The 21,715-nt window shown below is 65.2% G+C and carries 22 protein-coding genes and 1 pseudogene; 8 read left to right on the top strand and 15 right to left on the bottom strand.

Going from position 1 to position 21,715, the window contains the following annotated elements; all coding sequences use genetic code 11:
- Window positions 1-82 precede the first annotated feature (82 nt).
- From WDB71_RS09285 to WDB71_RS09300, 4 genes are all read left to right on the top strand, one after another.
- Window positions 83-1,078, top strand: a complete 996-nt coding sequence (locus WDB71_RS09285; RefSeq protein ID WP_341501303.1) for a peptidase U32 family protein — start codon at window positions 83-85, stop codon at window positions 1,076-1,078.
- Window positions 1,079-1,088: 10 nt separating this feature from the next.
- Window positions 1,089-1,967 carry a U32 family peptidase gene (locus WDB71_RS09290; protein ID WP_341501304.1) on the top strand — a complete coding sequence of 293 codons (879 nt, stop codon included), beginning with the start codon at window positions 1,089-1,091 and terminating at the stop codon, window positions 1,965-1,967.
- Window positions 1,968-2,154: 187 nt separating this feature from the next.
- Complete coding sequence (locus WDB71_RS09295) at window positions 2,155-4,299, top strand: M4 family metallopeptidase (RefSeq protein WP_341501305.1); 2,145 nt, start codon at window positions 2,155-2,157, stop codon at window positions 4,297-4,299.
- Between the two features lie 73 nt (window positions 4,300-4,372).
- Window positions 4,373-4,885 (top strand): acyloxyacyl hydrolase, encoded by a 513-nt coding sequence (locus WDB71_RS09300; RefSeq protein ID WP_341501306.1) that lies wholly within the window; start codon window positions 4,373-4,375, stop codon window positions 4,883-4,885.
- On the opposite strand, the gene WDB71_RS09305 is transcribed toward WDB71_RS09300, so the two are convergent.
- From WDB71_RS09305 to WDB71_RS09320, 4 genes are all read right to left on the bottom strand, one after another.
- Window positions 4,882-5,688, bottom strand: a complete 807-nt coding sequence (locus WDB71_RS09305; protein WP_341501307.1) for a DUF2797 domain-containing protein — start codon at window positions 5,686-5,688, stop codon at window positions 4,882-4,884. The two genes, WDB71_RS09300 and WDB71_RS09305, sit on opposite strands and share 4 nt — an antisense overlap.
- A 77-nt stretch (window positions 5,689-5,765) precedes the next feature.
- On the bottom strand, window positions 5,766-8,888 hold the full coding sequence (locus WDB71_RS09310; RefSeq protein ID WP_341501308.1) for a CusA/CzcA family heavy metal efflux RND transporter: 3,123 nt from the start codon (window positions 8,886-8,888) through the stop codon (window positions 5,766-5,768).
- A gap of 8 nt (window positions 8,889-8,896) precedes the next feature.
- Window positions 8,897-9,988 (bottom strand): efflux RND transporter periplasmic adaptor subunit, encoded by a 1,092-nt coding sequence (locus tag WDB71_RS09315; RefSeq protein WP_341501309.1) that lies wholly within the window; start codon window positions 9,986-9,988, stop codon window positions 8,897-8,899.
- 55 nt (window positions 9,989-10,043) lie between these two features.
- A complete protein-coding gene (locus tag WDB71_RS09320; protein ID WP_341501310.1) occupies window positions 10,044-10,352 on the bottom strand; it encodes a hypothetical protein in 309 nt (102 codons plus the stop codon).
- Between the two features lie 138 nt (window positions 10,353-10,490).
- On the opposite strand from WDB71_RS09320, the gene WDB71_RS09325 reads away from it, so the two are divergent.
- Window positions 10,491-10,793 (top strand): hypothetical protein, encoded by a 303-nt coding sequence (locus WDB71_RS09325; RefSeq protein ID WP_341501311.1) that lies wholly within the window; start codon window positions 10,491-10,493, stop codon window positions 10,791-10,793.
- Here WDB71_RS09325 and WDB71_RS09330 read toward each other — a convergent pair.
- The 7 genes from WDB71_RS09330 to WDB71_RS09360 all read right to left on the bottom strand — a co-directional run bounded on the left by WDB71_RS09330 (window position 10,790) and on the right by WDB71_RS09360 (window position 15,185).
- Window positions 10,790-11,695: a LysR family transcriptional regulator gene (locus WDB71_RS09330; protein ID WP_341501312.1), complete on the bottom strand. Its 906-nt coding sequence runs from the start codon at window positions 11,693-11,695 to the stop codon at window positions 10,790-10,792. The two genes, WDB71_RS09325 and WDB71_RS09330, sit on opposite strands and share 4 nt — an antisense overlap.
- A gap of 418 nt (window positions 11,696-12,113) precedes the next feature.
- Window positions 12,114-12,614 (bottom strand): hypothetical protein, encoded by a 501-nt coding sequence (locus WDB71_RS09335; RefSeq protein WP_341501313.1) that lies wholly within the window; start codon window positions 12,612-12,614, stop codon window positions 12,114-12,116.
- A 227-nt stretch (window positions 12,615-12,841) separates the two neighbouring features.
- On the bottom strand, window positions 12,842-13,237 hold the full coding sequence (locus tag WDB71_RS09340; protein ID WP_341501314.1) for a hypothetical protein: 396 nt from the start codon (window positions 13,235-13,237) through the stop codon (window positions 12,842-12,844).
- Window positions 13,185-13,607: a hypothetical protein gene (locus WDB71_RS09345; protein ID WP_341501315.1), complete on the bottom strand. Its 423-nt coding sequence runs from the start codon at window positions 13,605-13,607 to the stop codon at window positions 13,185-13,187. Before WDB71_RS09345 ends, WDB71_RS09340 begins: the two co-directional genes overlap by 53 nt.
- Before the next feature lie 159 nt (window positions 13,608-13,766).
- On the bottom strand, window positions 13,767-14,180 hold the full coding sequence (locus WDB71_RS09350) for a GNAT family N-acetyltransferase (RefSeq protein ID WP_341501316.1): 414 nt from the start codon (window positions 14,178-14,180) through the stop codon (window positions 13,767-13,769).
- 76 nt (window positions 14,181-14,256) lie between these two features.
- Window positions 14,257-14,733 carry an RES family NAD+ phosphorylase gene (locus tag WDB71_RS09355; RefSeq protein WP_341501317.1) on the bottom strand — a complete coding sequence of 159 codons (477 nt, stop codon included), beginning with the start codon at window positions 14,731-14,733 and terminating at the stop codon, window positions 14,257-14,259.
- On the bottom strand, window positions 14,733-15,185 hold the full coding sequence (locus tag WDB71_RS09360; RefSeq protein ID WP_341501318.1) for an antitoxin Xre/MbcA/ParS toxin-binding domain-containing protein: 453 nt from the start codon (window positions 15,183-15,185) through the stop codon (window positions 14,733-14,735). Before WDB71_RS09360 ends, WDB71_RS09355 begins: the two co-directional genes overlap by 1 nt.
- 237 nt (window positions 15,186-15,422) lie before the next feature.
- Between WDB71_RS09360 and sbcB the strand changes: the two genes are divergently transcribed.
- Window positions 15,423-16,847: an exodeoxyribonuclease I gene (gene sbcB, locus WDB71_RS09365; RefSeq protein WP_341501319.1), complete on the top strand. Its 1,425-nt coding sequence runs from the start codon at window positions 15,423-15,425 to the stop codon at window positions 16,845-16,847.
- A gap of 107 nt (window positions 16,848-16,954) precedes the next feature.
- Here the strand turns inward: sbcB and WDB71_RS09370 are convergent.
- The 3 genes and pseudogenes from WDB71_RS09370 to glpK all read right to left on the bottom strand — a co-directional run.
- Window positions 16,955-17,548, bottom strand: a pseudogene (locus tag WDB71_RS09370) (M23 family metallopeptidase); the annotation flags it as partial.
- Between the two features lie 107 nt (window positions 17,549-17,655).
- The gene (locus WDB71_RS09375; RefSeq protein WP_341501320.1) at window positions 17,656-18,120 is read right to left on the bottom strand and encodes a hypothetical protein; all 465 of its coding nucleotides are present in this window, start codon (window positions 18,118-18,120) and stop codon (window positions 17,656-17,658) included.
- 55 nt (window positions 18,121-18,175) lie between these two features.
- Complete coding sequence (gene glpK / locus WDB71_RS09380; protein WP_341501321.1) at window positions 18,176-19,660, bottom strand: glycerol kinase GlpK; 1,485 nt, start codon at window positions 19,658-19,660, stop codon at window positions 18,176-18,178.
- 140 nt (window positions 19,661-19,800) lie between these two features.
- Here glpK and WDB71_RS09385 point away from each other — a divergent pair, with 140 nt between their 5' ends.
- A complete protein-coding gene (locus WDB71_RS09385) occupies window positions 19,801-20,328 on the top strand; it encodes a DUF3592 domain-containing protein (protein ID WP_341501322.1) in 528 nt (175 codons plus the stop codon).
- Here WDB71_RS09385 and WDB71_RS09390 read toward each other — a convergent pair.
- Window positions 20,325-21,128, bottom strand: a complete 804-nt coding sequence (locus WDB71_RS09390; protein ID WP_341501323.1) for a helix-turn-helix domain-containing protein — start codon at window positions 21,126-21,128, stop codon at window positions 20,325-20,327. The genes WDB71_RS09385 and WDB71_RS09390 overlap by 4 nt on opposite strands.
- Before the next feature lie 91 nt (window positions 21,129-21,219).
- Between WDB71_RS09390 and WDB71_RS09395 the strand changes: the two genes are divergently transcribed.
- Window positions 21,220-21,675, top strand: coding sequence for a carboxymuconolactone decarboxylase family protein (locus tag WDB71_RS09395; RefSeq protein WP_341501324.1), 456 nt, complete (start codon window positions 21,220-21,222; stop codon window positions 21,673-21,675).
- The last annotated feature ends 40 nt before the right edge of the window (window positions 21,676-21,715 follow it).

The raw sequence follows: 21,715 nt of genomic DNA on the forward strand, positions 1-21,715 counted from the left end.
CCCCTAAAACTGCCCCAGGTCAAAACCGGGCCGCTTTACCCCTTCTAGGATGGCAGGCCAGCATCCAAGTGGAGAGCAGTTGATGGAGTTACTCTGTCCGGCCGGCAGCCTGCCGGCCCTGAAGGCGGCGGTGGACGCCGGCGCCGACGCCGTCTACATCGGTTTCAAGGACGAGACCAACGCCAGGCACTTCGCCGGTCTCAATTTCACCGACCGCAAGCTGGAGCAGGCCAGCGACTATATCCGCCGCCATGGCCGCAAGCTTCATGTGGCCATCAACACCTTTGCCCACCCGGGCGCCGACGACCGCTGGAAGATGGCCGTGGACAAGGCGGTGGCCCTGGGCGCCGACGCCCTGATCATCGCCGACATGGCGGTGCTCCAGTACGCCGCCCAGAAGCATCCCCAGGTGGAGCTGCACCTGTCGGTGCAGGCCTCGGCCACCAGCAGCGCCGCCATCGCCTTCTACCAGCAGGAATTCAACGTCAAGCGGGTGGTGCTGCCCAGGGTGCTGTCCATACAGCAGGTCCGCCAGCTGGCCCGGGACACCGACGTGGAGCTGGAGGTGTTCGCCTTCGGCAGCCTGTGCATCATGGCCGAGGGCCGCTGCTACCTGTCGTCCTATATGACCGGCGAGAGCCCCAACACCGCCGGTGCCTGCAGCCCGGCCCGCTTCGTGCGCTGGCAGGACACCGACCAGGGCCTGGAATCCCGCCTCAACGGCGTGCTCATCGATCGCTACGGGGAAGGCGAAAAGGCCGGCTACCCCACCCTGTGCAAGGGCCGCTTCGAGGTGGAGGGTCGCCGCTACCACGCCCTGGAGGAGCCCACCAGCCTCAACACCCTGGCCCTGCTGCCCCAGCTCCAGGCCATGGGCATCAGCGCCGTGAAGATCGAGGGTCGCCAGCGCAGCCCGGCCTATGTGGAGCAGATCACCACCGTCTGGCGCCAGGCCATCGACCGCTGCCGCCAGGACGCCGAGCATTTCTGCCTGGAATCCCACTGGAACGACACCTTGGGCGCCCTCTCCGAAGGCAGCCAATGCACCCTGGGTGCCTACCACCGCAAATGGCAATAAAGGAGGCCAAATGAAGATCGCACTGGGTCCCCTGCTCTATTACTGGCCCAAGGCCGAGGTCGAGGATTTCTACCGGGCCGCCCTGGCCAGCGACACCGACATCGTCTACCTGGGCGAGACCGTCTGCCCCAAGCGGGTGGAGCTGCGCCTGGACGACTGGCTGGCCCTGGGCCGGGAGCTTGCCGCCGCCGGCAAGGAGGTGGTGCTGTCCTCCCTGGCCCTGCTGCAGGCCCCGGCCGAGCTCAGGGCCCTGAAGAAGCTGGTGGACAACGGCGACTTCCATATCGAGGCCAACGACATGGCCGCCGTGCAGCTGGCCCGGGAGCAGGGCCTGCCCTTCGTGTGCGGCCCGGCCGTCAACGTCTACAACGCCGACGTGCTGGCGCTGCTGCACAGGCACGGCATGCGCCGCTGGGTGATGCCGGTGGAACTGTCCCGCACCTGGCTGCAACGGCTGCGCTCGGACTGCGACCGCTTCGGCCTGAATGGTGCCTTCGAGGTGGAGGTATTCGCCTACGGTTACCTGCCCCTGGCCTACGCGGCCCGCTGCTTCACGGCCCGCTCCCATGACAAGCCCAAGGATCAGTGCGAGCTGATCTGCATCCAGGATCCCAACGGCCGCAAGGCCCGCAGCCAGGAGGGCCAGGATCTGTTCACCCTCAACGGCATCCAGACCCAGTCCGGCTACTGCTACAACCTCATCAACGATCTGCCGTCCATGGCCGGCCTGGTGGACGTGGTCCGGCTCAGCCCGCTGTCCCTGGAGACGCTGGACTGGGTCAGGGATTTTCGGGCCAATTTCGGAGGCCGGTCACCAAAACCCCTGGAAGGCCCTGTTTGCAACGGCTACTGGAACCAGGTGGAGGGCATGAAACTGGTCGGTCAATAGCCTCTATTGGCTAAATCAAGGCGGCCCAGGCCGCCTTTTTGCTTTCATGGCATTGAAATAAATGAATAAAAACAAATGCCTTGTTTTTATCCTTTTGTTGACATCCATTTTCTTCTTGTCTAGCTCTGTATAGGTCCGTTGGAGGACATACGGACAAAAAAAACCAAGAAAAGACAAGGAAATTGACATGTTGACTAACAAAAAACGGCTCTTCATAGCCACATTGACCTGTGCCGCCATGGCCCCCCTGGCCAACGCCGCCCAGGTGGTGCAATACCAGGGACAGAGCCTGCAAGCGGACACCGATCTGGTGCGGATGCTGGGTCTCGACCAGGGCTACGGCATGACCAAGGAGCGTGTCGTGGTGACCAACGGCGGCGACAAGGTCAAGCACAAGCAAAGCTACCTGGGCGTCGAGGTCTGGGGCCATTCGCTGGTGGCCGACGTGGATGCCATGGGCGGCCACTACAACCTCCAGGGCACCATAGTCCAAGGCCTGGCCGCCGACGTGCCCAACGTCAGCCCCAGCTTCAACGAGAAGGCCGCCCAGCAGGCCGCCCTCAACCACCATGGCTACGGCCAGGCCGCCAGCGGCAAGACCCGCCTGTTCATCTGGCTCGACGACGACCAGCAGGCCCACCTGGTATACCTGGTCGATCAGCTCATCGAGGGTGATCAGCCGGCCCGGCCCTGGACCCTCATCGACGCCCACACCGGCGAGGTGCTCAAGGCCTGGGATCAGCTGGCCTTCCAGGACGCCACGGGCCCCGGCGGCAACCAGAAGACCGGCCAGTATCACTACGGCAGCGACTTCGGCTACCTGGACGTGGACGGCAACTGCCGCATGGACAACGCCAACGTCACCACCATCAACATGAACCACGCCACCTCCGGCGGCTCGGTGCACCAGTTCAGCTGCCCGGAAAACACCGTCAAGCAGATCAACGGCGCCTATTCGCCGCTGAACGATGCCCACTACTTCGGCGGTGTGGTGTTCAACATGTACAACGACTGGCTGAACACAGCCCCGCTGTCCTTCAAGCTGACCATGAGGGTCCACTACTCCAACAGCTACGAGAACGCCTTCTGGGACGGCTCGGCCATGACCTTCGGTGACGGCGGCTCCACCTTCTACCCCCTGGTGAGCCTGGACGTGTCCGCCCATGAGGTCTCCCACGGCTTCACCGAGCAGAATTCCGGCCTGGTCTACCGCAACCAGTCGGGCGGCATCAACGAAGCCTTCTCCGACATGGCCGGTGAGGCGGCCGAGTTCTACATGAAGGGCAGCAATGACTGGCAGGTCGGCGCCGACATCTTCAAGGCCAACGGCGCCCTGCGCTACATGGACGATCCGACCCGTGACGGCCGCTCCATCGCCCACGCCTCCGACTACTACGACGGCCTGGACGTGCACTACAGCTCCGGCGTCTACAACAAGGCGTTCTATCTCATCGCCAACAGCGCCGGCTGGGACACCCGCAAGGCCTTCGAGATCTTCGCCATCGCCAACCAGCTGTACTGGAACGCCAACTCCGACTACAACGACGCCGCCTGTGGCGTGATCCAGGCCACCCAGGACCAGGGCTATTCGGTGTCCGACGTGGAGGCGGCCTTCCAGCAGGTGGGCGTCAGCTGTGGCGGCACCACGGAGCCGCCCACAGGGGGCACCTTGGAGAACGGCGTGCCCGTGGCCAACCTGTCCGGCAACCAGGGCTCAGAGGCCTTCTGGACCCTGGAGGTGCCGGCCGGCGCCGGCGATCTCAGCTTCGTCACCAGCGGCGGCAGCGGCGACGCCGATCTGTACGTGCGCTTCGGCGCCGCCCCCACCAGCTCCACCTGGGACTGCCGTCCCTACAAGTCCGGCAACAACGAAAGCTGCAGCTTCGCCACCCCCCAGGCCGGCACCTACCACGTGATGCTGCGCGGCTACAGCGCCTACAGCGGCCTGACCCTGACCGGCAGCTATGGCGACAACGGTGGCGGCAACCCGGGCAGCTACCAGAACACCACCGACTACAGCCTGCCGGACAACGACGCCAACGGCATCCAGAGCCCCATCAATGTGGATCGGGTGGGCGACAGCGGCACCGTTTCGGTAACGGTGGACATCATCCATAGCTACCGCGGCGACATCCGCATCGATCTGGTGTCCCCCAACGGCCAAAGCTTCCGGCTCAAGGACATCGGCTACGACAGCGCCGACGACGTCCACGAGACCTACAGCGTCAATGCCACCGGCATCGACTCCGCCGGCACCTGGACCCTGAGGGTGTCCGACAACTACGGCTACGACACCGGCTACCTGGACCAGTGGTCCATCAGCTTCCAGTAAGAAACCAGGCCGGGGCGACCCGGCTTTTTTTCTGGCTAAGCTTGAAATATCCCTCCCTCAGCCAGGAAACGACATGAACAAGCTGCTGCTCCCCGCTCTGGTGGCGCTATTCGCGCTGCCCTGCAGGGCCGACGAGCTGGTACTGGACTGGCAATACGAGGAACAGGACGTGGTCGGCTGGCGCCTGGCCTGGAACGGCCCCCTGGGCTGGCAGAAGCCGGACTGGTTGGCGGGCTGGCAATGGCGCCAGGAAGTCGCCGCCCTGCACTGGGTCAACGTTGCCGACAGCGACGAGGAACTCTGGGGCCTGGTTTGGACGCCGCTGCTGAACCGCCGCCTCTATGGCGGCGAACGCCTGCAGCTGTGGCTGGAGCTGGGTATCGGCCTGACCCTCATCGATCGCACCGAGTTGCGCTTTCGCGATCTGTCCAGCCACTACCAGTTCGAGGATAGGCTCGGCCTGCGCCTGGCCTTCGGCGAGCGTCACGCCCTGGCCCTGCGCCTGTACCACTACTCCAACTGCAATTTCGAGACGCCCAACGACGGCATGGACATGCTGGCGCTGGGCTACCACTACCGCTTTTAGGGCGCCAGCTCCACCTCGTAGGAGGTGAACTTGCGGACGTTGATCACCCCTGTATCCAGGATCAGGTATTGGCCCTTGATGCCCAGCAGGGTACCGGCCACGGTCGGCTCCTTGTCCAGGTTGAAGGAACTGAGCTTGCTGGGGTGCTGCTCGACCGGGTAGTTGAACTCGACCACCTCTTCGTCCAACACCTGCCAGGCATCGGCGCCAAACTGCAGCTTGAGATCGGCCAGTCTCTGTTCGATCAGCGGCAGCAACCGCACCGCCTCGGCCTTGAGATCCAGGGGCTCGCCGTCGCCCTTGAGCAGCGCCCGCCAGTTGGTCTTGTCGTTGATGAACTCGGCCAGGGCCACTTCCACCAGGCCGGCGATGCGCCGGGTGGCCACCCGGATCAGCGGCAGGGCCTGGGTGGCACCCTGATCCATCCAGCGGGTCGGCACCTGGCGGGTGATCCCCACCTTGAGGCCGGAGGTGTTGGCCAGGTAGACGATGTGGGGGATCATGCAGTGGGCCGTGCCCCAGTCCGGCTCCCGACAGGTGCCCAGGTGGTGATGGCAGGTCTCAGGCTTGAGGATGCACATGTCGCACTGGGCCAGCTTCTTCATGCAGGGGAAGCAGTAGCCCTGGGAGTAGCTCTTCCTAGTCTTGCGGCCACAGTGGCAGCAATAGATGTTGCCGGTGTAGGTGAAGGAAAAGGGTTTGCCGATCAGCGGGTTGAGATCCAGGGTCTGCTCGCCCACCACCAGCTGGTATTGCACCTGCTCACCCTGTCGGGTGCGCATCTTATCCAAGGTTCCGATCATGCTCAGTCATCTTCTCTTGCTTGAAGGGCCAGTATACCGCCAGCGGCCATCAAAAAGGGGCCCGTGGGCCCCTTTGTTCATTTGCGCACCGGCCGGCCCCGGGAAAAGGCCCCGTAGAAGGCCGGCAGCACCAGCAACGTCAGGGCGGTGGCGCTGACGAGCCCGCCCACCACCACCGCCGCCAGCGGCCGCTGGATCTCCGAGCCGACGCCGCTGGACATCAACATGGGAATGAGCCCCAGCGCCGAGGTCAGGGCCGTCATCAGCACCGGCCTCAGCCGGGACACCGCCCCCTCGATCACCGCCTCGGCCAGCTCGGCGCCGCCGGCCAGGCGCTGGTTGATGGCATCCACCAGCACCACGCCGCTCTGCACCGCCACCCCGAACAGGGTGATGAAGCCCACCGAGCCCGGCACCGACAGGTACTGCCCGGAAATGGCCAGGGAAAACACGCCGCCGATCAGCGCCAGCGGCACGTTGAGCAGGATCAGCAGCGCCTGGCCCACCGAGCCGAAGGCGAAATAGAGCAGCACGGCGATGAGCAGCACCGAGCCCGGCACCAGCAGCGCCAAGGTGGCCTGGGCCCGGGCCTGGCTCTCGAACTGGCCGCCCACCTTGACGCTGTAGCCGCTTGGCAGCTCCAGGCCGGCCGCGGCGGCCTGGATGTCGGCCACCACCGAGCCCATGTCGCGGTCACCGACATTGGCCTGGATCACCAGCCGCCGCTGCACGTCGTCGCGGCGGATCTGCACCGGCCCCTGCGCCAGGCCCACCTCGGCCAGCTCGCCAAGCTGCACCCGAGCGCCGCCGGGGGCCTGCAGCCACAGCGCCTTGATGGCTTCGATGTCCTGGCGGTCGCCTTCGGCCAGGCGGACCTGGATAGGGTAGCGCTCGTTGCCGTCCACCACCTGGCCGGCGCTGGCGCCGCCCAGGCCCTGGGACACCAGCGCCATGACATCGCCCACCGCCAGGCCGTAGCGGCTGATCCGATCCCGCCTGGGGCGGATCACCAGCTGCGCCTCGCCGCCCAGCTGCTCCATGGCCACGTCCCTGGTGCCGTCAATGGCGCGCACCAGGGCCTCCAGGGCCCGGCCCTTGTCCGCCAGCACCTCGAGATCCGGCCCGAACAGCTTGATGGCCAGCTGGGCCCGGACCCCGGACAGCAGTTCGTCGACCCGGGTGGCGATGGGCTGGGAGAAGTTGAACAGCAGGCCGGGATGCACCGCCAGCCGCTCGGCCATCCGCTGCTGCAGGCCCTGGCGGTCCCGGGCCGTGGTCCACTGGTCCACCGGCTTGAGGCCGATATAGATCTCCACATTGGACACCGGCTCGGGATCGCCGCCCAGCTCGGGGCGGCCGACCCGGCTGAGGGCATAGATCACCTCCGGGAAGTCCATCAGCTCGGCCTCCAGTTTCGAGGCGACGGCCAACGCCGTATCCAGGCTGGCGGTGGGCGCCAGGGTCACCCTCAGGTTGAGGGTGCCCTCCTCCAACTCGGGCACGAACTCGGTGCCCAGGAAGGGGGCCGTGGCAGCGGCGGCCCCCAGCAGCGCCAGCACCAGGGCCAGCACGGTGCGGGTGCGGTCCAGCACCCAGCCCAGCAGGCGCCGGTAGCCGGCTTCCAGCCTTTCCAGCGGCCTGTTGCGGCGGGGCCGGATCCCGGCCCGGAACAGCAGGCTGGCCAGGGCCGGTACCACCAGCAGCGCCACCAGCACCGCGGCGGCCACCGCCAGCATCATCGACAGCGCCATGGGCTGGAACAGCTTGCCCTCCACCCCTTCCAGGCTGAACAGCGGCGCGAACACCAGCAGCACTATGGCGGCGGCGAAGAAGATGGGCCTGGCCACCTCGCGGCCCGCCGCCATGATGGCCAGCGTCTTGTCGCCGCCCGGCGCCATCCGGCCCAGGTGCTTGAAGATGTTCTCCACCATCACCACGGAGCCGTCCACCAGCATGCCGATGGCCACCGCCAGGCCGCCCAGGGACATCAGGTTGGCCGACATGCCGAGCTGGGCCATCAGCAGCAGCGCCAGGCCAATGGACAGCGGGATCGACAGGATCACCAGCAGCGTCGCCCGCAGGTTCAGCAGGAACAGCGCCAGCACCACCAGGATGAAGCCGAAGGCCAGCAGCAGGGCGGTCACCACTGTGTCCACGGCCTTGGCCACCAGATCGGCCTGATCGTAGAAGGGCACCAGGGAGACTCCGGCCGGCAGGGCGGCCTGGATCCCGTCCAGCCGCGCCTTGATGGCGTCTATGGTGGCCTTGGTGTTGGCGCCCATGCGCTTGAGGACGATGCCGGACACCACCTCGCCCAGGGCCTCCACCTGGCCATGGTCGCCGCGGCGGCTCATGGACACGGCGCCCTGGCGGATCTCCGGGCCCATCCGAACCTCGGCCAGGCTGCCGACCCGCACCACCACCCCATCCACCGTCTTGACCGGGATGGCGGCGATGGCGGCCAGGCCGTCCTCGCCCGGTGGCAGCCAGCCGACGCCGCGGATCACCAGCTGCTGCCGGCCCCGCTCCAGGTACCAGCCGCCGGCATTCAGGTTGTTGGCCTCGATGGCGGCCATCACCTGCTGCTGGCTCAGCCCGTGGGCCAGCAGCTGCCGGGCCGACAGCAACACCTGGTACTGGCGCACCTGGCCGCCGAAGCTCAGCACCTCGGTGATCCCTTCCACCGGCATCAGCATCAGCTTGACCAGGTAGTCGTTGAGGCTGCGCAGGCTCATGGCGTCATGGCCAGAGCCCGGCTCGGCCACCAGCAGGTATTGGAACACCTGGCCGAGGCCGGAGGTATTGGGCCCCATCTCCGGGCTGCCGGCCTGGGCCGGGATCAGCGCCCGGGCCGCCGCCAGCCGCTCGAACACCAGCTGGCGGGCCAGGTAGAGGTCGGTGCCCTCCTCGAACACCACAGTGACCAGGCTGAGGCCGGTCTTGGACACCGAGCGCACCTCGGCCACCCCGGGCAGGGCGTACATCACCGATTCGATGGGATAGCTGATCAGCTTCTCCACGTCCTCGGCGGCCAGGCCGGGGGCCTCGGTGTTCACCGCCACCTGCACATTGGTCACGTCCGGGAAGGCGTCCAGGTTGAGCCTGTCGATGGCCAGGCTGCCGGCCACCAGGGCGCCAAGCAGGGCCAGCACCACCAGCAGCCGGTTGTTGACCGACCAGCCTATGAGGGTATTGAGCATGGTGCCTCCTAGTGGCCGTGGGCGTCGAAGCCGGCCTTGGCCAGCTCCGAGGCCAGGAAGAAGGCGCCCTTGACCACCACAGGGGTGCCGGCGTCCAGGCCCTGGATCCGGTAACCGCCGGCCAGACGCTCGCCCAGTTCCACTTCCCTGGGTTCGAAGCGCCCTTCCCCTTCGGCCACGAACACCTGCCAGTCGCCGTCCGGGCCCTGTACCAGGGCCTCGTCGGGCAGCACCAGGCCCAGCTCGCCTGTGCCTTGCGCGAACTGCACCTCGACGTACTGGCCGTCGTGGAAGCGGTCGTCGGCGTTGTCCAGGCTCAGTCGCAGCCGGTGGGTGCGGGTCCTGGGATCAATCCGGTGCGACAGGGTCTGGACGGAAGCCGGGGCTCGCTCCTCCCCGGCCAGTACCCAGGCCTGCCCACCCCCGGCCAGGGCCTGGGCCTGGCTCACCGGCAGCGCCGCCTCCACCCAGAGCACCCGCTCATCCAGCAGCCGCAGCAGCGGCTGGCCGGCCTGGATGCTCTCGCCCAGGCTGAAATCGTCGTCCAGCACCCGTCCCGGCTGGCCGGCGCGCAGCCGGTATTCGCCAAAGCGCAGCGGCTGGTCGGACTGCACCTCGTCGATGTCGGCCGCTTCCAGGCCCACCGCCTGGGCGGCGGCCAGGGCCTGCTCGTAGCGGGCGCGGATCTCGTCCCGGCGCTGGGCGCTGAGCACCTCGTCGCTCAAGGCCTGGGCCCGTTGCCATTCCCGCCAGGCCAGGCGCAGGGCCGACTGGCGCTCGGCCATGGCCTCGGAGAAGAGCGTGACCAGGGGAGTGCCGGCCCGGAGCCAGTCGCCGAGGCCGACATGGCGGGCCACCACCTGGGAGGCGATGCGGGGCGCCACCAGGCTCTGGCGGTAGCGGTCGGCCTTGATTTCGGCCGGGATCTGGACCAGGGACAGCAGCGCCCTGGGCTCAAGGGGCTGGATCTGGATGTCGAGCCGGCGTTGCTGGGCCGGGGTCAGCTGCACCGCGCTTTCGTGTTCGGTGTGGGCGTCCTGTTCGCTTGCCCACAGCCATAGCGGCAGCCACAGCAGGGCTGCACAGAATCTGCGTTTCATGATGGATCCTCAAAAAATAAACAAAACCGGGCCTGACGGCCGTTTCGGACGAGGATCAGCAGATGGGAGGACGGTGGCGCGGCGGCGGTGCCCAGGTGAAGAAGAAGGAGGCCGGTTGCAGCGGCTTGGGACTCGTCACCAGGGGCGGCTGCCAGGCGCTGCTGGACAGGCCGGTGAGGTGGGAAGCATGGCAGTGGCTGTGGGCGCAGTCGTCGTGGGCCTTGTCGGTGAGGCTCTGGGCCTCGCCGTGGCTGAGGTGCAGGGACTGGCTTTCCTCCGGATGCGGGCCGTCCTGATGCGCGGCCAGGCTCACCCCTTGCAGGGTCAGGGCCAGGATCAGCAGCAGGCTCAGGGTTCGCAACACGGCAGGCTCCCACGGTGAATTCGGCCCCAGCATACCCAAGTCACCCGGGCGAGAAAAGCCCGGCGGACAAGACACTGTGTCTTGCATGTGTGCCGGCAAGATGCTGAGATCCGGTGAAAATTCCCACCGAGACAGCCCATGCGCGCCCTGCTGCTGTTACTGCCCCTTGTCCTCCTGCCTCCTGGCCTTTGCGCCCAAGCCAAGGACCAGGCCCAGGCCTATTGCGAAACCCTGATCCGGGCCAGACTGGCCAGCCTGGGGGCGGCGGTGTTCGAGGAGGTGGCACAGCAGGACACCCAGGACGGCAGCCTGGTCTACCGGGGCCAGCTCCAGCCCCTGAAGCAGCAGGCCCCCATGGCCTTTCTCTGCCAGCTCGAACCCAGGGTCCAGGGCTGGTCGTTGAAGCGCCTGGAGCTGTACCAGCTGGTGGAACAGCCCTAGGCGGCCAGCTCCCGGGCCAGGGCCTGGATCGCCTGGCACAGCAGCCTGGTGGCCGGCGCCATCATGGCACCGCTGCGTACAATGATGCCGAACCTGGCCTCCATCTCGGGCATGTCGGTCACCTTCAGCATGGCCAGCCGACCGCCCAGGCTGGCCTGGCCAAGCACCATCTCCGGGACCAGGGCTATCATGTTCGAGCCCAGCATGGCGGGCTTGATCACGTTGAACATCTCGTAGCGGAGGCTGATCTTGAGGCCGGAGCCCTGGTAACCCCGGCCAGCGAACAGCTGCTCAAAGAGGCCTTCCTTCATGGCCCTGGGCACCGCCAGGGCAAAGCCGGCCAACTCGGCCAGTTCCAGCTCCTGCCCGGCCAGCGGATGGTCCTGGCGGGCCACGAAGCCGACCCTGTTGGGTGGCAGCGGGTGGATATCCACGCCCTGTTCCTCACCCAGGCCGCTGATGTCCACTATGGCCAGATCCACCTCGCTGTTCTGGACCGCCCTGAGCATCTCGCGCCAGTTGCCCACCACCAGTTCGGCATGAAGCCGCGGATGGCTATCCAGGCAGCGGCACAGGGCCGGGGTCAGCAGCACCGCCGCCGGGATGGCGCTGGCCCCCACCACGATGTCGCCGATGTCCTCGCCCTTGAACAGGGCCACATCCCGCTTGAGGCGCTGCTCGGCAATGAGGATATCCCGGGCCCGGGCCAGCACCAGCTCGCCGTGGGGCGTCAGCGCCACCCGTTTCTGGCTGCGGTCGATGATGGGCAGATCCAGGGCCGTCTCCAATGCCTGGATGGATCGGCTGAGGGCCGGCTGAGTGATATTGAGTGCCTGGGCGGCGCGGCCGAAATGGCCGATCTCGGCCAGGACCTTCAGGTGCGACAACTGGCGGATCTTCACCCATCACCTCGAATCTTTATGCATGAAAGTCGCATATCAGCATTGAGAACAGGCCTATCACCATATTGCCAATCATCGGCACCGCGCAAAGGGTTTCGTCGCCCGGCCCCATGCATTTAACGCATCTTCACACAAAAAAATTGCATTGGATCACCAGGGCGCTTCGGCGCTTTAATGGCTTGGCAGCAAGACAGCCCAACGGCATGAAAGCGGGTGATTATTCACAGCAGCGTAAGATTGTCCTCCCAACTCCAAGGACTTGGGCCACCGACAGGTGGCCATTTTTTTATGCCGGATCATCCTCTGCGGCCGCCAGGCTGGCCCAGCGACCTGGGATAGGCGTATTGGTTGGCAGGTTCCATGGGAAAAGGCGCAGTTGCCGCTTTTCCCAGCAGTGTAGCCCCTGGAAACCGGCTCTTCAGGCGGGCTTCTCGCCCTTGAGGAAGTGGCCGAGCACGTACCAGCGGCCATTCACGTAGTTGATGGTGATTTGCCCCGAGCTCATGACCAGGCCCTTGCCGTTGTTCACCGAATCCGTATAGATGTCATCGTAGGGGACCTGGCCGGGCACCGGGAAACGGATGAACAGGTAGCCTTCCTGGAATTTCTCGATGCTGACGCTGTCCTGGGTGATGGCGCCGGTTTTCAGCAGCATCGGGTTTTCCACCTTGACGCGCCGGGCCATCAGGGGCCCCGCCCCCTTGCCGTTTTTGACGTCCTCGAAGTTGCTGGGATGCAGGTAGGCGCCGTAGCGATCCAGGCCGGTGTCGGCCTGGATGTCCTCGACGAAATGCTGCACGAAGCGCACCGGATCCTGTTCCATCAAATGGGCCTGGGGCGGCAGTTCGTTGTTGGCGGCACCGCAGGCGGAAACGACCAGGGCGCTAAGAAGAAAGAAAAACGTACGGGCTATGTCCATGAGATCACCTTCCTTGATTGACTCTGGAGAGCCAGTCTCCCATAGCCCGATGACGCCATCAACTTGTTATCAAAGCACTTTCACCATGTAGTAACGGGCCCCATCCAGGGGGTAATCGTCCAGGGTGAAGGCGACCCGGTAGCCGTGGTGCTCATAGAAGGGCCTGGCCACTTGTTAGCCCGCAGAAGAGAGCTGAGACAATGCTACCAAGTAAGTATGCTTACCAATCAGTTCGACGTGCGGTAATCAGGAAACCTTCCAACATAAGGCCCCGTGTCGTATGTAAAGGTATAAGTCTCAAACCAGCCGGAGCCACCGAAATCTGACGTGAACTCATATCGAGCCTCTATCTCAAAGGTCAGCTCGTCATTGTTTTTCTCTATCAAGTCGTAATCAACGCCAGTAACATCATTATCGCACATGGGCCTGCTAGAGCCACCGCAGATGTCATCCACTTCCTTATTCAGGCTGGCGATCAATTCATTAAAATCGTCCTCGGTTGCATCGCCCGCGCCATAGGCGATAAGGTCATCGGCCAGCAACAATGACTTGAAGGTGGTAGTTGAACCGTCACTCAGTTTTTTTACTTGAGGAGAAGCCCTTCTTAAAAGCGGCCAAGCCATTACCAAACTGCTCTTCAAGAGGCAGACGAAGAATCAGGGTATCGCAAAATCCCATTTTGTTTACCTCGACCTGCCTAGGGAAGCAGACTTTCAGCATTCTATCTTGGTAGGAGGCGGTCACCTTGAAATAGCTTGAGGATTCCTTTTCGGCAAGAGTTCGGCCTAAATGAAAGTACCCATCCAGACTGTGGTCAAAGCCAGAGAACAGAAGCGTCTTGAATTGCTCGAAATTCCTCTCCTGATTGAAGGAGACATTTTTGGGAAGATTCTTGACCAACAAGAGCTCCTGGCTTTCATCGGGGAGTTCTACCGCAAAGGCAGTAACACAAAAGAAACCCAACAGAAAAGCTACAAACTTCGTTTTTTTCATATCTCTCTCCTTGAAAATCGGCGTTCCAAAACAAGCGGAAACCTACAGAAAAAAAACACCTAGGTAAAGATTGTCACAAGATGAAACGAAATCACCACAATTGGCTGCCGAGCAGGCCAATCGTCCCAAGGGGTTTGCACAGATGCATCGTTACGCCGGCTAGAGCGCCTTGGTCATGTAGTAACGGGCCCCGTCCAGGGGGTAATCGTTCAGGGTGAAGGCGACCCGGTAGCCGTGGTGCTCATAGAAGGGCCTGGCCTGGAAGTCCAGGGTATCCAGCAACGCCCTGGTGCAGCCCCGGGCCCGGGCCGCCTCTTCCATGGCCAGGAGCAGCTCGCCGCCCCTGCCCTGGCCGCGCAGGGCCTCGGATACCCAGAGGTGGTCGATGAACAGCCAGTTGCCGAAGGTGGTGCCGTCGATGCCGGCCAGCAGCTCGCCGCCGGCGTCCTTGATGGTCAGTGCCAGGGGCCGGCGCTCGACGGCCGGCCAACGGGCCCGGTTGAAGGCGCGGATCGCCTGGCTGAGGCGCTCGAGCAGGGCCGGCTCCGGCTGGTCGTGGAACGCTATGGTCATGGTCTGGTTGGCTGTGTCGGGACAGAGCGGGACAATGCCACAGCCAGGGGGCCCGGTGCCAGTCCCCTGGCTGCGGCTATTTAAGCAGCCTGGGGTCGAATCGAAATGGCGTGATGTCGCCAAACAGCACCTGGTCTGCGTCGGGATGCTGGGGGTTAAAGAGGTAATTGAATTCCCCGGGGATCACCACGCTGGGCACCTTCAGTAGGAGGCTTTGCCCTTCCTGTACCCAGGTGTTGCCGGTCTCCATGACCGACGACGCCATGGTGGCATCGGCCCAGTTGTCCGGCAGTGAGCCCAGATCCAGCTCCATCACCAGTGCCTCATCGAAGTGGACCGGCATCTTGTTGAAGGTCATCAGCACGTCACTTCGTCCCAGATGCACCAACAACTCCATGGCGGCCAGGGCCAGGCTGGAGCCCAGGTACACCATGTGCGTCCCCTTGCTGTTCCAGCGGCCGCCATACAGGAAGGCCCCTTCGCCGGACATCATCTCCTCGGCCGTTTTCGCGAACTCGGGATCAGCCACTCTCCATGCGGTGATCCGCGCCATCAGCTGAAGACCCCGTGCCTGAGCCGGCCAATGAGATCTTCCACTTCCCTGGCCCCCACCTCTGTGGTGGCGTGTTGTATGGGCGTTTCATTCTGCAGCAGCTGCTGGGGCGTGTGGAGCCACTGGACCGCCGCCTCGTTGTCACCGTGCATCAGCTGCACCGCGGCATCCTTCAGGCGGGCGTAGCGGACCACCCGATCGCTCTCGTCAACGTGCAGCCGTCCGGCCAGCTCGCGCCGGCGCAGCGTCGAGGCCGGGATCGACAGCAGGTTGCCGATCTCCCGCTTGGTGGTCTTCAGCTCCTCCAGCAGAACTTCGACGGCGCCAAAGTTCAGGCCCTGGCGGATCTCACGCAGCACCTCGCCCGGCTCCAGCACCTGGTGCCCTATCACCTTGTCCAAGGCGTTGCGCGGACCCTTGCCTTTGCGGCTGGTGGCGGCAATAAAGCGCATCTGCCTGCGTCCTGACGAGGCCGCCCCAGGCAGGCTCTTGTCATGGTCACTCTTTGCTGAAAGTGTCATTTGAACCTTCCTCTTTCGCCATATGAACATTCTAGGCCGGCCCCAATGGGGAGTAAAGGGGAATGCCTCTGGTCAAGCGGGGTCTGCCACACCAAGCGATCCCGGCCCGTGGGGCCAAACTGCTGTGATAGACTGGTCCTTTGCCGCCCACGGACAGATAACGACAGCATGAGCAACGACGCTACCCTTCTCTGGCACGATTACGAGACCTTCGGCGCCGATCCCAAGAAGGACAGGCCGGCCCAGTTCGCCGCCATCCGCACCGATCTGGATCTCAACGAGGTGGGCGAGCCCCTGGAGTGGTACTGCCAGCCCCCCAACGATTACCTGCCGAGGCCGGGCGCCTGCCTGGTGACCGGCATCACCCCGCAGATAGCCCAGGCCCGGGGCCTGGGCGAGCCGGAGTTCATGGCCAGGATCCACGCCGAGATGAGCAAGCCCAACACCTGCGTGGTGGGCTACAACTCCATTCGTTTCGACGACGAAGTCAGCCGCTTCGGTTTCTATCGCAACTTTTTCGACCCCTACAGCCGTGAATGGCAGCACGGCAACTCCCGCTGGGATCTGCTGGATGTGGTGCGGGCCACCTATGCGCTGCGCCCGGAGGGCATCAACTGGCCCGAGCACGAGGACGGCAAGCCCAGCTTCAAGCTGGAGCACCTGACCCAGGCCAACGGCATCAGCCATGCCGATGCCCACGACGCCGTTTCAGACGTGCGGGCCACCATCGCCCTGGCCAGGCTGATCAAGGAAAAGCAGCCCAGGCTGTTCGACTTCTTCTTCAAGCTCAGGCGCAAGCAGGCGGTGGCGGAGCTCATCGACGTCATCAACCTCAAGCCCCTGGTGCACAGCTCCGGCAAGATCCCCGCCCTGCAGGGCTGCACCACCTATGTGGCGCCCCTGGTCTGGCACCCGGTCAACAAGAACGCCGTCATCGTCGTCGATCTCAACGGCGATCTGGGGCCGCTGCTGAAACTGGACGACGCCGCCCTCAAGGCCCGCCTCTACACCCCCCAGGCCGAGCTGGCCGAAGGGGAGTCCAGGCCGCCGGTGAAGCTGGTGCACATCAACAAGTGCCCCATACTGGCGCCCGCCAAGACCCTGACCCCGGAACGGGCCGATGAGCTGGGCATAGACCGCCAGCGCTGCCGGGAGAACCTGGAGACCCTCAAGGCCCACCCTGAGCTCAGGGACAAGCTGGTGACCCTGTTCAGCGAGGACGGGGAGCGGCCGGCCCAGGACGCCGACGAGGCCCTGTACGGAGGCTTCTTCAGCGATCAGGACAGGGCCACCATGGAGGTGGTGCGCAGGATGGATCCCCAGCAGCTGGCCAGCGGCGACGTGAAGTTCCAGGATCCGCGCCTGAACACCCTGCTGTTTCGCTACCGGGCCCGCAACTATCCCCACACCCTCAGCGAGGCCGAGGCCCAGAAGTGGCAGCGCCACCGGGAGGAGGTGCTGGTGCACGGCGGCAGCGGCTACGGCATGGAAGATCTGATGCTGGAGCTGGAAACCCTGGCCCAGGAGAAACAGGACGACAGCCGCGCCATGAACATCCTCAAGGCGGTCTACGACTACGCCCAGTCCCTCTAATCCAGCGGCGGCGGCCGGTAGCGCCGGCCCCGCTGCAGGCGTTTCTCCTCCCCCCGGTCGCTGAGGTAGATCACCGGCAGGGACACCGGCTTGGCCTCGTTGGACACCGTCTTGACCACGAAATGCAGGTGCGGCTCGGTGGAAAAGCCGGTGTTGCCGGAGCGGGCGATCAGCTGGCCCGCCGCCACCTGCTGGCCCGGCTCCACCAGCACGCCGTGGCGGGCCAGGTGGAAATACTCCGCCAGGGTGCCGTCCTCGTGCTCGATGACCAGGTAGTTGGCGTCTTCCACGCAGCGCCGCTCAGGGCAGCCCTGGTCGGAATCCTCCCGCACCTGCACCACCAGCCCGGCCCGGGCGGCACGCACCTCGCTGCCTTCTGGCATGGCCACGTCTATGGCATAGAAGCTGTGGGGTTCGGTGTGGCTGAAGGCGTCGCCCCAACCCTGGAGCAGCCAGTAGGCCTGGTCCGGCGACCAGGGCAGCCGGTAGCGGGCGCTGTCGTCATGGCGGGCCGAGAAGCGGCCCCGGGACCAGCTGTACCAGTACCGGTACTGCCAGTGGCCTATCTTGGTGAGCCTGACCAGCTCGCTCCTTTCGCCCGGGCCCAGTTCGGCCAGCAGCGGCAGCGAACGGTCGGCCTTGAGGCCCTGGCTGACCAGCTGCAGCCGCACCGTGACCGGCGTTTGCGACAGGTTTTCCATCTCGAAGCGGAGCTGCCGCTGTGATTCAACCACCTCCAGGCAGAGGATCTCCTGCTGGCATTCCCGGCCAAGGGCGGCAAAGCTTGCCAGCAGCAACAACAACCATCTCAATCCACATTCTCCAAGGCCACCAGGTAGTCACCGGCGAAGATCAGCCGCCCGGGCCAGTTTTCCTCGTCCAGGACGCGCTGCCAGATCTCGTAAGGCGGCGCCGCAAAGCGCTCGGCCCGGTATCGTTCCTTACCCGTCAGGGAAAGCACCTGCGCCTTGGTCATGCACAGGGCCAGGCTTTGCCTGAGCAGGCTGCGCCGGATGGCCTTGACCTCGGTTTCCGACAGCCCCAGGCAACGGCTGCCGGCCGGCCAGGCCCGCTTCCCCTGCTGCTCTTGGGCCGGCCCCGCCGCCGGTGCCGGCAGCCGGTCGAGATCCGGGCCGTCCTTGTAACGCACCGACACCTTGCGGCCCTGGCTACAGGGCCTGTCGGTCAGCACCACGGCGCCGTCCTTCTCACAGTGATAAACGGCCGCCAACGTCGGCAGGCCAGCCGCACACAGCAAAAGCAAAGCACGCATTCCCTTGCCTCCTTGTCATCCCGACTATCCAAAGATAGCCGAGGGAGGCCGGAAGTCAGGCGTTGGTGCGCACCCTGGCCACGGCGTCCAGCCAGCCCCGGTAGTCCCCGTCGCGCCGCTCGGGGGCCAATTGGCACTGGAAACGGGCATCCTCCTGCCACAGAGTGGCCAACTCCGCCAGGGAGTCGAACAGCCCCGCCTGCAGGCCGGCCAGGTAGGCCACGCCCAGGGCCGTGGTCTCGTTGATCTGGGCCCTGGCCACATCTACCCCCAGGGTGTCGGCCAGCAGCTGGCAGAAATGGTCGTTGGCCACCATGCCGCCGTCCACCCGCAGGCCACGCAGCTCGTTGTGCCCTTCCCTGGTCATGGCCTCCATCAGATCCCGGCTCTGGAAGCACACCGACTGCAAGGTGGCGGCGACGATCTCGTTGATGCCGGTGTCCCGGGTCAGGCCGAAGATGGCGCCCCTGGCGTCCGGATCCCAGTAGGGCGCGCCCAGGCCGGTGAAGGCCGGCACCATGTAGACATTGTGCTCGCCGGCGCCCCTGGCCAGGGCCTCGGTCTCGCTGGCGTGGCCGAACAGCCCGAGGCCGTCCCTGAGCCACTGCACGGCGGCGCCGGCCACGAAGATGGCGCCTTCCAGGGCATAGGTCACCCGGCCGTTCAGGCGGTAGCCGACCGTGGTCAGCAGCCGGTGCCGGGAGCGCACCGGGGTGGTGCCGGTGTTCATCACCATGAAGCAGCCGGTGCCGTAGGTGCTCTTGACCATGCCGGGCTCGAAACAGGCCTGGCCCACCAGGGCCGCCTGCTGGTCGCCGGCCACGGCGCAGATGGGGATGGCCGCGCCAAGCAGCGCCGGATCCGTTGCGCCGAAGTCGGCGGCGCAGTCCAGCACCTCGGGCAGCAGCGACTTGGGCACGCCATAGAGGGCCAGCAGCTCTTCGTCCCAGCACTGCCCATGGATATTGAACAGGCCGGTCCGGGAGGCGTTGGTGGCGTCCGTGGCGTGGACGCGGCCGCCGGTCAGCTGCCACAGCAGCCAGCTGTCGACGGTGCCGAAGGCCAGCTCGCCCCGTTCGGCCCTGTCCCTGGCCCCCGGCACCTGGTCCAGGATCCAGGCCACCTTGGTGGCGGAGAAGTAAGGGTCCAGCAGCAGGCCGGTCTTGTCGGTGACCAGGGCCTCATGGCCCTGGGCCTTGAGTTCGGCGCAGCGCTCGGCGGTGCGCCTGTCCTGCCAGACGATGGCCGGATAGAGGGGCTCGCCCGTGGCCCTGTCCCAGATCAGGGTGGTTTCCCGCTGGTTGGTGATGCCGATGGCGAGGATGTCCCCGGCGTCGAGACGGGCCTTCTTGAGGGCTTCACGGCAGACCTGCAGGGTGCTCTGCCAGAGGTCGGTCGGACTGTGCTCCACCCAGCCGTCCCTGGGGTAGTGCTGGGCGAACGCCTGCTGGGCCTGCCAGACCGGTACGCCGCGGCCGTCGAAGATGATGGCCCTGGAGCTGGTGGTGCCCTGGTCTATGGCCAGAATGTGCTTTTGCATAATGTTGATTTTGATAACGTTTTGTTAGGCATTCTAGTGAACTTGGTGGTTTCGCTCCAGTTGTGGTCGAAGCGGGTGAAGTCCCAGGAATTTTGTGGTTTACTCGGGGTTCCTCTGCCAATGAAGTTGTATTGCTACGGATGAGCCCCGCCTCCCAGAATCAAGGTGATTCGCCCTGGCTGCTGCGCATGCTGCTGGTGCCCTTCGTCTTGTTTGCCCTGATCGCCGTCCTGATGGGGGGCAAGCTGTTCCTGTCGCTCCAGGACAGGCTGACCTGGCTGGGGCAGGCGGAAACGGTGCGTGGCGTGGTGCGCCAGCACCTGGTCAAGCAGCTGCCGAGGCGCTTCGGCATGCAGGAAAAGCGGCAGCTGGCCATCTATTACCACGACAACAACGGCCATTGGCACGAGTTCATCTCCCGTACCGATCTCACCGAGTACAAGCCCTTTGGCCAGCCCCCGGACGTGGGCCAGCGGCTGTGGCTCTACTACCTGCCCAAGGAGCCGGAAAAGGCCCGCCTGGCCGACTTCAACGCCTTCTGGCTGCCGGTGGTGCTGGAGCTGGTGTTCTTCCTGCTCTCCGCCCTGCTCGGCTTCGGCCCCCTGCTCTACCTCTGGCTCAAGCGCTACGAGGCGCCCAAGACGCTGCCGGCCTCCCAGGGCCACTAATTACCATAACGACGTTTGAGATGGGCCAGGTACTGGCCCGGCGTCAGGCCCAGCACCGCCTTGAAATCCCTGATGAAATGGGCCTGATCCCAATAGCCGGCCTGGTAGGCGGTATCCGCCAGGCCATGCTCGCCCCGGCTCCTGAGCAGCCGCCTGGCCCCCTTGACCCGCTGCAGGCGGCTGTACTGCTTGGGAGACAGCCCCAGCTGGGCCTTGAACTGCCGCTCCAGGCGGCGCCGTCCGGCGCCCAGCTGCTCGGCCAGGGTCGAGATGGACAGTTGCCCCCGAGCCGATTGGATAAGCGCCAGGGCCTGGCCAATCGAGCCGCCATCGGCCTCCATCAGGCATTGGGCCAGTGCCGCTTCCAGCAGCGCCACCTGGGCGTCGAAGGCCTGGCCGCTCATACGCTCGCCAAGCTCGCTTAAGGCCAGGGGACAGTGCCATTGCCCGGGCGTCAGGGTCATGCCGGCCAGCGCATCCAGGGGCCCGAGGAAGGGCCAGGCCCGCCCGGGCAAAAAACGCACCGACAGCAGATCGAAGCGGCCGACCGGCGCCAGCTCCTGGGTACGCAGGGCCGGCCCGCTGACAATGCCAGGCGATGCCAGCACGGCACCGTCGATAAGGATGGGATCGCCGAAATTGAACAGCAGGCCGCAGCCCCCTTCGGGATGGAGCGGCTGGCCAGTGTCGGCCGAGCCCTGCAGCCGACAGTAGCGCTCCACCCAGCCGGCCAGGGCCGGGCCGGGAAGACGTTCCTGGTAGCCGGGCAGCAGTTGCTGCCAGTGGCGGTGGCGGGTCATGGATATCCTGTCGCTGGCTGTCGCAAATCTACAATACCGGCAAAGGGGCCGCGCCTAAAGTGATGACCGTAGATCAACAGGGAGCATCACCATGAGACTCAACCACTACCGAAGCGCCCCCGGCGCCATCCAGGCCATGGTCGGCCTCGAAAACTACCTGGCCAAGCAGCTCGGCGACGAGCTGGACAAGGGCCTTTTGGAGCTGATCAAGCTGCGGGTATCCCAACTCAACGGCTGCGCCTACTGCATCGACATGCACGCCCGGCTGGCCAGGGAATACGGCGAGAGCGAGCAGCGCCTGCACCTCTTGTGCGCCTGGCACGAGACCGCGTTGTTCACGGCCAGGGAGAAGGCCGCCCTGGCCTGGGCCGAGGCCAACACCAGGCTTATCGAGGGGCCTGTGGACGACGAGCTCTACCAGGAGGTCAGCCGTCATTTCGGCGACAAGGCCCTGGTGGACTTGACCCTGGCCGTGGCCGCCATCAACGCCTGGAACCGCTTCGGGGTGTCCTTCCTGCCCGAGCTGGGCAGCCCGCCCGGGCCCTGATCACAGGCAAAAAGAAAGGGCGCCGCTGGCGCCCTTTGGG

This window comes from Gallaecimonas sp. GXIMD4217, from assembly GCF_038087665.1.
Classification (GTDB): domain Bacteria; phylum Pseudomonadota; class Gammaproteobacteria; order Enterobacterales; family Gallaecimonadaceae; genus Gallaecimonas.

What these genes read in the sequence shown, in the direction of transcription:
- WDB71_RS09285 (WP_341501303.1), top strand. Translation starts at nt 83, where the DNA reads ATGGAGTTACTCTGTCCGGCCGGCAGCCTGCCGGCCCTGAAGGCGGCG.
- WDB71_RS09290 (WP_341501304.1), top strand. Translation starts at nt 1,089, where the DNA reads ATGAAGATCGCACTGGGTCCCCTGCTCTATTACTGGCCCAAGGCCGAG.
- WDB71_RS09295 (WP_341501305.1), top strand. Translation starts at nt 2,155, where the DNA reads ATGTTGACTAACAAAAAACGGCTCTTCATAGCCACATTGACCTGTGCC.
- WDB71_RS09300 (WP_341501306.1), top strand. Translation starts at nt 4,373, where the DNA reads ATGAACAAGCTGCTGCTCCCCGCTCTGGTGGCGCTATTCGCGCTGCCC.
- WDB71_RS09305 (WP_341501307.1), bottom strand. Translation starts at nt 5,688, where the DNA reads ATGATCGGAACCTTGGATAAGATGCGCACCCGACAGGGTGAGCAGGTG.
- WDB71_RS09310 (WP_341501308.1), bottom strand. Translation starts at nt 8,888, where the DNA reads ATGCTCAATACCCTCATAGGCTGGTCGGTCAACAACCGGCTGCTGGTG.
- WDB71_RS09315 (WP_341501309.1), bottom strand. Translation starts at nt 9,988, where the DNA reads ATGAAACGCAGATTCTGTGCAGCCCTGCTGTGGCTGCCGCTATGGCTG.
- WDB71_RS09325 (WP_341501311.1), top strand. Translation starts at nt 10,491, where the DNA reads ATGCGCGCCCTGCTGCTGTTACTGCCCCTTGTCCTCCTGCCTCCTGGC.
- WDB71_RS09335 (WP_341501313.1), bottom strand. Translation starts at nt 12,614, where the DNA reads ATGGACATAGCCCGTACGTTTTTCTTTCTTCTTAGCGCCCTGGTCGTT.
- WDB71_RS09340 (WP_341501314.1), bottom strand. Translation starts at nt 13,237, where the DNA reads ATGGCTTGGCCGCTTTTAAGAAGGGCTTCTCCTCAAGTAAAAAAACTG.
- WDB71_RS09345 (WP_341501315.1), bottom strand. Translation starts at nt 13,607, where the DNA reads ATGAAAAAAACGAAGTTTGTAGCTTTTCTGTTGGGTTTCTTTTGTGTT.
- WDB71_RS09350 (WP_341501316.1), bottom strand. Translation starts at nt 14,180, where the DNA reads ATGACCATAGCGTTCCACGACCAGCCGGAGCCGGCCCTGCTCGAGCGC.
- WDB71_RS09355 (WP_341501317.1), bottom strand. Translation starts at nt 14,733, where the DNA reads ATGGCGCGGATCACCGCATGGAGAGTGGCTGATCCCGAGTTCGCGAAA.
- WDB71_RS09360 (WP_341501318.1), bottom strand. Translation starts at nt 15,185, where the DNA reads ATGCGCTTTATTGCCGCCACCAGCCGCAAAGGCAAGGGTCCGCGCAAC.
- sbcB (WP_341501319.1), top strand. Translation starts at nt 15,423, where the DNA reads ATGAGCAACGACGCTACCCTTCTCTGGCACGATTACGAGACCTTCGGC.
- WDB71_RS09375 (WP_341501320.1), bottom strand. Translation starts at nt 18,120, where the DNA reads ATGCGTGCTTTGCTTTTGCTGTGTGCGGCTGGCCTGCCGACGTTGGCG.
- glpK (WP_341501321.1), bottom strand. Translation starts at nt 19,660, where the DNA reads ATGCAAAAGCACATTCTGGCCATAGACCAGGGCACCACCAGCTCCAGG.
- WDB71_RS09385 (WP_341501322.1), top strand. Translation starts at nt 19,801, where the DNA reads ATGAGCCCCGCCTCCCAGAATCAAGGTGATTCGCCCTGGCTGCTGCGC.
- WDB71_RS09390 (WP_341501323.1), bottom strand. Translation starts at nt 21,128, where the DNA reads ATGACCCGCCACCGCCACTGGCAGCAACTGCTGCCCGGCTACCAGGAA.
- WDB71_RS09395 (WP_341501324.1), top strand. Translation starts at nt 21,220, where the DNA reads ATGAGACTCAACCACTACCGAAGCGCCCCCGGCGCCATCCAGGCCATG.